The sequence below is a fragment of the Streptomyces sp. NPDC038213 genome (assembly GCF_055600495.1).
This window is the reverse complement of the sequence record NZ_JBVJYM010000060.1, coordinates 1-9440: the sequence shown is the minus strand read 5'-3', so window position 1 is coordinate 9440 and position 9440 is coordinate 1. Positions and strand designations below refer to the sequence as shown.

The window sequence follows — 9440 nt, the reverse complement described above, 5'->3', positions numbered from 1 at the left end:
CAACCGCTCACCCGCAGGCGACTTGACCTGCCCCACCCTCGCCACACCACAACCAACGAGCACAGAACATCTAAGTCACCAGCATTGGGCCTAGCTCTCCTCCGGGCCGACCGGGAGGAGCAGGCCGTCTGTGATGCGGACGAGTTCGGTGGCGGTGGTGGGGAAGATCGTGTGCGGGGTGCCGCCCGCGGCCCAGACTTCGGCATAGTCGAGGAGGGCCGTGTCCACGACGGTGGGCAGCGGGGCGGGGTGGCCGACGGGGGCCACGCCGCCGATGGCCTGGCCGGTGGCTTCGCGTACCTGCTCGGGGGTGGCGCGGCGGAGCCTGCCGCGGCCCCAGCGGGCGGCGAGGGCGCTGGTGTCCACCTTGTGGCGGCCGCTGGTCAGCACCAGGACGGGCTGCCCGTCGGAGACGAAGACCAGGCTGTTGGCGATGGCGCCGACCTCGCAGCCCAGGGCGGCGGCGGCCTCCGCGGCCGTACGCGCGGATTCCGTCAACTCCCTTACGCGGCCCGCTGCTCCGGCCGCGGCGAGGGCGTCGGCGACCTGCCGGCTGCGGGCGGGGAGGGAGGCGGTGGTGGCGCACGGGGGGTTTTCGCTGGGGGACACGGGGCGGGCTCCTCAGGGGTGTCGGAGGTGGGCGGAATGAGGCGGGGGGACCGGTCAGGTGCGGGTGACCGTGAGCAGCAGGGGTGTGCGGACGCCGTAGCGGGCGGCGGAGTCGGCCAGGGTCTCCGCGAGCCAGCCGACGGCCTCGGGCGACCATTCGGCGAGGTGGCCGTGGAGGGTCGTGCCGTGGCCGGGCGGGCCGTTCCAGAAGGTGTCGTGGAAGGGCGGCGGGGGCGCCGGGGCTGCGGGGGCGGCCGGAGGGGCCGGTTCCGGGCCGAGGGTGAAGACGGGCTGGTCGAGGGCGCGCAGGCGGTCGGCGATCCGTTCCCCGGCCGCCGCGGCGGAAGGGTCCCGTCCGGAGTCGAGCACGATGCGTACCGGCGTACGGGCGCCGGGATCGCGTACGCCGAACCAGTCGGCCGTGCCCGTCGACGGTACGGGCGCCCACGGCGGGCGGGCGGCCGGATCGACGCCCTGGAGCGGGAGGAGGAGCTGTACGGCGGTCAGGCGGGCGGTGCCGGCGCGGGCGAGGGTGTCGGCCGCGCAGCGCAGGAACGGCTGCACGGGCAGCGGGCGGTCCCCCGACACCGGGCCGGCCTCGACCTGGAACCACCCGATCAGGGCCTGCCCGTCGGCCGCGCGGGCGGCGAGGGGGCGCTCCCAGCCGGCGTCGTTCATGGCCCAGAGGCCGGGGGTGCCCGCCCCCGAGGGGTGCGCTGATCGCCCGTCCAGCCAGCCCATGGCCTGCGAGCGCTGGAGGAACAACTGGTAGGCGTCGGGGCCGTCTTCGCCACCCCGGGCCCGTCCCGGTCCCTGCTGCCAGGGGTGCGGGGCGAGTTCCCCGTAGAGGGCGGCGAACAGCGTGCCCGCGGTGGGGAGGGCCGAGGGGGCGAGCCCGGGGACGGGGGCGGGCTGCGCGGTGTGGTCGGGCGGCGGCATGGGCTGCGTTTCGTCTCCCTCGGGTGCGGCGGTCGTCGGCACAGTCTGGCACCCCCCGGTCGAGGTCCGGCGCCCCCGCAGACGCGGTCAGACGGCGCCGGGGCGCAGGTACCACGGCAGGCCGTCCAGCGCCGCGCGGGCCCACGGCCGGCGGGCTGCGGGGAGGCGGAGGAGGGTGTCGCGGAAGACCCTGAGGTCGGCGCGGCACGCGCTACGCGGGTGGAGGGGCGCGGGCGGATAGTCGTCCCGGAGGACCCCCTCGGGCAGCCGGCCCGCGGCCGGCACGGGGAGGTCCCGCTGCGGAGAGGCCAGGGCCAGCCAGATGCCGAGCGGGAGGGGGATCAGCCGGAGCGGACAGGCGGCCGGGCCCGGCGGGGTCCAGGGGGCGCCGGTCTGGGGGTGCGTGGGGACGAGGAGGATGCGGTCGTCCGCGGCGGGGGCGGGCAGTCCGGGTCCGGCGAGGACGGCGGGCCGGGGCGGCGGGCCCGGGGGCAGCAGGGCGTCGAGGGCGTGCTGGAAGACCTCGGCGGTCAGCCCGGACGGGACGGTCACCGGCCGCCCGTCCGAGGCGGCCAGGAGGTGGGCGAGGGCCCGCCCGGCCGCGGCCTCCCACTGGGGGCTCCACAGGGACCACCAGTCCGTGGGGCCGGGTACGAAACCCCAGCGGGTGAGCACCTCGAACGGGGGTGTGGCCTCGGCGGCGCGCAGCACGTCGGCCCAGGGCAGGGGGGTGTCGTCTTCCGGATCCCCTGCGGGGAGGGCGCGTACGGCGGCCGGTTCGAGCCAGACCGCCTGCCACAGCGAGCAGTCGTCGATGCGCGTGGCCACGGGTCGGCCGCAGGCCTCGCAGGCCATGCTCGGCCCGCCCGAGCCGTCGAGTCCGCAGCAGTATCCGGTGCCGCGGTTCTCCGGCATCAGCACGGTGCCGAGGGCGTCGCCGGGTGCGATGACGACTGCTGCGGGGAGGGTGCCGAAGAGCGCGGGTGCGGGCGGGGGTTGGGGGGCGGCTTCCATGGCTTCCACGGCGTCCACGGCGAATGTGCCCGGGGCCATGAGCACCGGGAGCTGGAGCCCGTTGCCGAAGCTCTGGCGGGCGTGGACCGGCAGGGCGACGCGGGACAGCGGGGCGGTCAACTCGGCGCCGCAGCCCGCGCACACGAAAACGAACAAACGTCCTCCGTCGGGGAAAGAGGGGCATCCTCGCACGGCGGAGGGCGGGCGGCGAGGTGTTTTCCGCGGGCTGCCGGACGGATCGGCCGGAGCGCGGCCGTACGGGCGAACCGGCCGGTGGGGGCGGTGCGGAGTCGGGCCGGGTCACGGTGTTCCAGGCCGGGACCCGCTTCGGGGAGCGCCCGCGCCGGCTGGGTTCGGCCCGTACGACGCCGGGCTCTGTGAGTTCTGCGGGCTCTGTGAGCAGCGCCCGCCCCGGCCGGTCCTGACCGGTTCAGACCGCCTGTGACCGAATCGGCCGAGTTGGCCGGATCCCCCGCCCCGCCCCGGCGGCCGCCCCTACGATCGGGCGCTATCGGAACCGACGGGGCGGGGGCGCCGGCGGGGGCCGAGGCGAGCGCGGGGGCGGGAACGGGACGTCTCCGAGCGGCTGCGAGAGCCACGACAGGAGATTGACAGGCCGTGTCCGACACCGTCCCGCCCCTGGCCGAAAGTGCGCGCCGCCTGCTGGCGGCTGCCGACGCGATGGGCGTACGGCTCACCGAGCGGGACCGGCTCGTCCTCGCGCTGGACCTGCTGGCCCCGGAGGAGTGGACCCGGGTCTGCGTGGTCCTTCCCGAGGAGCTGGCCCGCCATCTGCGGGAACCTTCAAGGGAGTTCACGCCGAACGACCTCGGCCACATCGTGCAGGTCGCGGGGACCGTCGCCCGGATCTACGGGTACGAGCACGTGGACATCCCGCATCTGGCCGTGGCCCTCGCCGCCACTGCCGAGACCACCGTCAGCGAAGGCGTGTACGGCGTCGACCTCGTCGCGGAGGCCTTCGGCCTGGGCGTACTGGAGGACTCCCGCAAGATCCTCGACCACCACCTGCGCGCGGCGGAGCAGCCGTCGGCGGCGACGCAGACCCCGTCTTCCGAGCTGCGCTGGGGCCCCACCGGCAGCGCCCTGCGCCGCCGCCGCGCCGCCGTCGCCGCCCACCTCGCGGCGCGTACGGCCGCCGTGGGCGTACTGCTGGTGATCGCGGCGCAGGGGGCCTCCTTCTGGGCCTGGCCCGTGGCCCTGGCCGCCGCGGTGTCCTCGCGGGACAGCCGCCAACTGGAGCAGTACTACCTGCTGGGCGAACGGGTCACCCCGCTCGAACTCCGCCTGCGGTGGCCCTGGTTGGGCTGCCTAGCCGTGCTCGCCGCCCTGCTGGGGCTGGAGCGCTCCGCCCTGGTGGTCGCGGCGCTCCACGGCCTGCTGGCCCTGATCGCCGGCCTCGGCGAGTACGGGGCCGCCCGCCAGGTGCGCATGGAGGGGCCGGACATCACGCGGGCCGGGCGGCACACGCGGGACCTGATGGCGGTGGCCGCCGCGTACCCCGTGCGCCGGCGGATCCGGCGGGGGGTGATCGTGGCCGCGCTCGCCGCCGCCCCCGTCGCCCTCCTGTGGGCGGGCCGCTCCCCCCTCTGGATCCCCCTGGTCTGCGTGGCGGTCTTCGCCGCGCAGCGGCTCTCGGGCCTCGCCCTGCTGTCCGCTGCCGCCGTACTGGCCACCGGCTGGGCGGACGACCGCGGGCATCTGGCCCCGCTGGCCCTCGGGGCGGTGAGCGCGCTCCTGGCGGGGCTGCTGGCCCGGGGTGCGGTCACGCGGGTGGAGCGGCTGCCGGTCGCCGGGGTCCCGGTGCCGGCGCCGGGGCCGCTCGCCCTGCTCACCGCGGACGGCAGGGCGGTCCGCACCGCCCGGCACCGGCTGTCCCTCGCCCGGCCCGCGGCTGCCCTGCGCGTCCTGGAGGGCGTGGGGGGCGAGGGCGGGCCGGGTGCACCGGGAGTGCCGGAGGTGGCGGGTGCGCCGGGGGTGCCGGGTGGACCGGATGGACCAGGTGGAACAGGTGCGCCGGACAGGTCCGGTGTGCTGGACGCCGTAGCCGGTTCGAACGCCGCGGCCAACCCGTACGCCGCACCCACCCCGGGGGCCGGAGGCCCTCCGCCCGCCGCGCACAGCCCGAGCGGGCCGGAACCCCGCGCCACCGGCGCCACCGGCTCCCCCCGCGCCGCGCAGGCCGCGGCGCTCCGCGGCTGGGCCCTGCTCCAGAACGGCCGGCCCGGCGAGGCCCGGCGGGCGGTGGCTGCGTACACCGGGCAGGGGTCCCACGTCCACGAACTGGTCCTGCTCCAGGCGGCGGTGGAACTCTCCGACCACGAGGGCGCCGAACGCGCCCTGGCCGTCATCCGCGCGATCCCCGGGCCCGTGCCCGCGGAGGTCCGCGCCCCCTTCCTGGCCGCCTGGCTGCACCTCTCCCTGCTGCGCGACGAGGGCGAGCACCTCACCGACCACATCGCCGAACTCGTCCCCCGCAAGCCCGGCCGCTCCCACGTCCTGCACACCGCGGCCCTCCTCAGGCTCACGGGCGAGGCAGCCCTCCCCCGCACCCCGAACCTCGCCTACTACGCGGCCGGGGCGGCGGACATCCTGCTCCGCGTGGCGAGCAACGGCGGGATGGACAGGCTGACGGACCGCTGGCTCCTCGGCCGCGGCCGGCCGCTCGGCCTGGAGTACGTACGCGGCGCCTCGCTCTCGGAGCGGGCCTGCCTGGTCACCGACGGCGTCACAGCGCAGTTGGCGGGCCAGCTCGGCACCGAGGCCGGGGCCGCCGGACTCCTGATGCGGCTGGAGCGACCGCTCGAAGCCGCGGCCACCCTCAACACGCTCGCCGACGCACTCCAGGACCGGACCGAGTTCCGGCAGGGCGCGCTCGACAGCCGCATCGAGGCCCTGGCCGTCCTCAACACCACGCGCCACCAGCTGCGCTCGACCGAGGAGCGGCAGCTCTGGTGGACCGTCTTCGGGCGGACCGTCGAGCAGGCCATGGAACAGGCCTCGGCGGGCCGCGACTGGGCGGCACTCGCCGAGCTGATCGAGTCCGCACGGTTGCAGCTGGGGCCCAGGGGCAGCGGTACGGACCCGGGTGGTGCGCCGGACGGGACCCGGCAGGCCGCAGCCGCCGGCCCCGCCCCGGCCGCGACCGCCGGGCCCGACCCCGAGGCCCCCTTCATCCGCGTACGGGGCAGGTCCCGGCTGGAGGCCACGCACTGGTACCGGCCCGAGGACCGCCCCCGCGCCTACGCCCTCGAAGACCTCGCCGAGGCCGTACTCGGGCCGGGCACCTGGTGGTGGAGCACCTGGTCGGCCGGTCCCCGCGTGTACTGGGCGCTCGTACCGCCCGAAGGGCCCGTACGCGGCGGGGTGCTGGCGGGGGAACCCGGCTCCGGCCCCTCGGGCCCCTCCGTGCTGTCCGTCCTGTCCGATCTGCGGGACGCGCTGCCCGTGCGGTACCCGGGCGAGGACACCGGGGCCTGGGAGGAGCGCGTCCTGTCGGGCCCGCTGCTCGCGGGGCCGCCCGCGGCGGAGGCGGACCTCGCCCGGCGGCTCGGCCGGCTCCTCCCGGACCCGCTCGCCGCGGCCCTCCGCTCGGCCGGGGCCCGCAAGCGGCCGCTGCGGCTGGCCATCGCGCCCGCAGCCGCGCTGGCGCAGGTCCCCTGGGCGATGGCCGCCGTACCGGACGGCGCCCCCGACGGGTACCGGACCCCCACAGACCTGCGCATGATCGAGCGCTGCACGATGGCCATCGCCCCGCCGGCCGCCCTGCTCGTCGCCCTCTGCGAGCGCCCCCGCCGCGAGGAGGCGCCCCCGCTGGCCCTGGCCCTCATCGACCCCGGCAGCGAGCTCGGCGATCCGGCCGTCAGCAGCCAACTACCCAGCGCCCAGACCCTCCTGGACCGGCTCCCGATGGGGGTACGGGCCCTCGGGCCGTCCGCGGACATCTCCCTCGGCGGGTTCGGCGGAGTGCTGCGCGGCCTCGACGCGCGGGGCGAGAGCAGCGCGGTCATCGCCTGCCACACGGTGGAGTACGAACCCTCCCCGCTCCGCGGCGGCATCGTCCTGCGCCCGCCGCTGGCCGGCACCGACGGGCACAGCGAACGGGACGGCGACGGGGAAGAGCACGGATCCGCGCCCCTGGGCGCGGCCGCGGCGCGCGTGCTGACCGCCGGGATGCTCATCGCCGAGCCCGAGCGCTTCCCGATGCCGCGGCAGGTGCTCATGCTGTGCTGCGACAGCGGCGACCTCTCCGGAGCCCTGAACGGCGAATGGCTGGTCCTCGGCACCGCGCTCCTGTGGGCCGGGGCCGACCGGCTCGTCGTCACCTCCTACCCGACCGTGGACCGGGCCGAGGGCTACGACGAAGAGGACGTCATCGACCGGCACCTGGTCGGGGAACTGGCCGACCGCCGGCCCCTCCTCGAGGGGCTGCGCACGGTGCAGCTCGCCGCCCTGGAGACCTGGCGCGAGACCGGTTCGGGCGGCGCCCCGGTCCACTGGGCGGGCCATATCGCCCTGGGCGCCTTCGGCCGCCGCGGCCCCGTCGCCGCGCTGCCGCCGGCCGGGCGCGGACGCATCGACCCGTACCTGGTCGCCCTGCTCGACGAGGCCGCGGAGCGGGCGGCGGCGGCCGGGCGCGGGCGGGTCGGCGGCTGGGACCTCATGGTGGCACTCGGGCTCTACGGGTTCGAAGAGGACCTTGCCCTGTGGCGCCTGTTCGCCTTGCGGGCGGTGCTGTACCCGTACGCCATCGTCAACGACCTGCGCGGCCGGAGGCGCCTGCGGAGGCGCGAGGGGCAGGAACGGGGCGGGCTGGTCGGGATCTCGCCCGAGGTGCTGGCGCTGCTGCGGGCGGCGGCCGGGCACGCCCGTACGAGCGGGCACGGGTCCGCGCAGGTGGAGCACGTACTCGTGTCCTTCCTCCGTGCCCCGGGGCCGCTGGCGGCAGCGGCGCGTGCCGTGACGGGCTGGGACGCCCGGCTCCCCGACGTGCACCGGGACCTCCTGGGCGAGGTGGTCACGGTGGCCCGCAGCGGCGACGGCCCCACGACCGCGCACCTCACGGACGAGGCGGTGGCCCTCGTGTACGAGGCCCTGGAGGCGGACCCCGAGGGGACGTGAGGCACGGGTGGGTGGGGGCGGGCGGGCGGCCTGGCGGGTACGTGGCCGGAAAGGGCGTGCATGCTACCCGGTGGGGGCTTGAGGGCCGGTTGATGTGCACTCGACCACATCTCGCCTTCACATCCCGGGAGCGGAAGCGGCGGGGCCGGGGCGGACGGGGTCCGGATCCCTTGCGCGGCCGGGGCGGTGCGGGAATGCGAACGGCGCGAACGGAGGCCTGACTGCACACCGCCCCACACCGGAACAGACCCCTCCACGTTACTGACGAGTTCAGATAGCACCCACCACAAGGGTTATTCAGGCCAGAGAATGACGAAAATCCGCCCGAGAATCCGTCATATCAACCGCTGAGCGGACAGGAGCGGTCAATTCCACTTTGACGCCTCTTTAGGGATCTTCGAGACTGCGGCCCGACCACCTCGTTCCCGGGGGGAACCGGGGGCGGGATCTAGCAGGGGGATCGAAGGCAGCATGGTGAAGAGTGGGTCGGGCGCGGTGCGTTCGGGTGGCCGGGTTGTGTCGCGTGGGTTGGTGACGGCGGCGGCGTTGGCTGTGGTGGCGGGTGTGGTGGCGCCGGTGTTGGTGGCGGTGCCGGCGGGTGCGGTGGCTGTGGTGGCGGGGATCGGGACGGATGACCGGCAGCGGGTGGATGCGGCTGCGGTGGTGCGTCTGGATCCGTCGCCGGAGGTGCTGCTGCTGAGTGACCACGATTTCGTGTTCGCGTTGTGGCAGAAGGCGCGTGACGGGGGTGCGGGGTACGAGTCGGTGCGCCTGGCGGCGGAGGCGGCGATGGCCAGCCCGGTCGAGGCCGAGCACGTCGCGTTCATCGTGTCGGGGATCCATGCCGCGTACGCGGTGGACAAGCAGCGCGAGAAGGACACGGCGGATGCGGCGCGGGCCGCACGCCTGGCGAAGGCGCAGGTCCTGATCGTGGTCGGTATTCCGCAGGGTGCGGAGCTGCTGGACCTGGGTGACGACAACTTCATCCGGGCCGTGATGCGGCATGCCGCGTCGGGTCCTGAGGTGCGTGCGGCGGCGGCGAGGGCTTTGGCGGAGGATGCTGAGGCGTGGCACGCGTTCATCGTCAGCGGTGCGCGGGATGCGCATCAGCGGGATGTGGAGCGTGAGTTGAAGGAGCTGGCGGAGAAGGACGCCGCGGAGGCCGCGCGCCGCAGGGAGGTGTCCGCGCGGACGAGCGCGGCGGCCCTGTTCCGTATCACCCCCTCCGAGGCGGTCCTGGCCCTGTCGGATGAGAACTTCATCCGTGAGCTGCTGCGGGCTGCTCCTGCGGATACGAAGGCGACGGAGTTGTATGCGGCGGCGCAGCGGGCGGTGCTGAGTGCGGATCCGGCGGTGTGGCGGGCGTACATCCATGCGGGTGCGGAGGAGGCGTACAAGAGGGACGACGAGGCGCGGCGTCTGAAGATCGCGGAGGCGAACCGTCGTCTGGTGGTGCAGGTGCAGGCGGCGGCGGAGAAGACGGGTGTGAACCCGAACCTGGTCGCGGCGGCGAAGACCGCGCTGGCGGCGGGGGATGCGGCGGTGGCGGAGTTCCTGAAGGAGGAGAACCAGTACCGGGCCAGGCGCCAGACCCTCGCCCCCGCCTCGGGGAGGGCCGGCTTCGTGGTCCGGCAGTCGTCCGTGGACGCGGGTGAGGGTTTCCTCGCGCCGGTGTCGGCGTCTTCGAAGCAGGCCGACCGTGAGGACGCCACCTGGGTGGTCGTTCCGGCACTGGGCGG

General features: G+C 75.8%; 5 protein-coding genes. 2 read left to right on the top strand and 3 right to left on the bottom strand.

The features are described from left to right. Positions 1 to 90: 90 nt before the first annotated feature. The 3 genes from ACZ7JZ_RS35680 to ACZ7JZ_RS35670 form a co-directional block, all read right to left on the bottom strand. On the bottom strand, positions 91 to 609 hold the full coding sequence (locus ACZ7JZ_RS35680; protein ID WP_470947241.1) for a YbaK/EbsC family protein: 519 nt from the start codon (positions 607 to 609) through the stop codon (positions 91 to 93). A gap of 54 nt (positions 610 to 663) precedes the next feature. Next, positions 664 to 1548: a hypothetical protein gene (locus ACZ7JZ_RS35675; protein ID WP_470947239.1), complete on the bottom strand. Its 885-nt coding sequence runs from the start codon at positions 1546 to 1548 to the stop codon at positions 664 to 666. Positions 1549 to 1635: 87 nt separating this feature from the next. Continuing rightward, complete coding sequence (locus ACZ7JZ_RS35670; protein WP_470947237.1) at positions 1636 to 2718, bottom strand: hypothetical protein; 1083 nt, start codon at positions 2716 to 2718, stop codon at positions 1636 to 1638. Between the two features lie 462 nt (positions 2719 to 3180). Between ACZ7JZ_RS35670 and ACZ7JZ_RS35665 the strand changes: the two genes are divergently transcribed. Both ACZ7JZ_RS35665 and ACZ7JZ_RS35660 read left to right on the top strand, forming a co-directional pair. After that, positions 3181 to 7701, top strand: coding sequence for a CHAT domain-containing protein (locus ACZ7JZ_RS35665; RefSeq protein ID WP_470947234.1), 4521 nt, complete (start codon positions 3181 to 3183; stop codon positions 7699 to 7701). Between the two features lie 471 nt (positions 7702 to 8172). Continuing rightward, positions 8173 to 9440, top strand: a 1268-nt coding sequence (locus ACZ7JZ_RS35660) for an AbfB domain-containing protein (RefSeq protein WP_470947231.1), incomplete at its 3' end; no start/stop codon positions are given.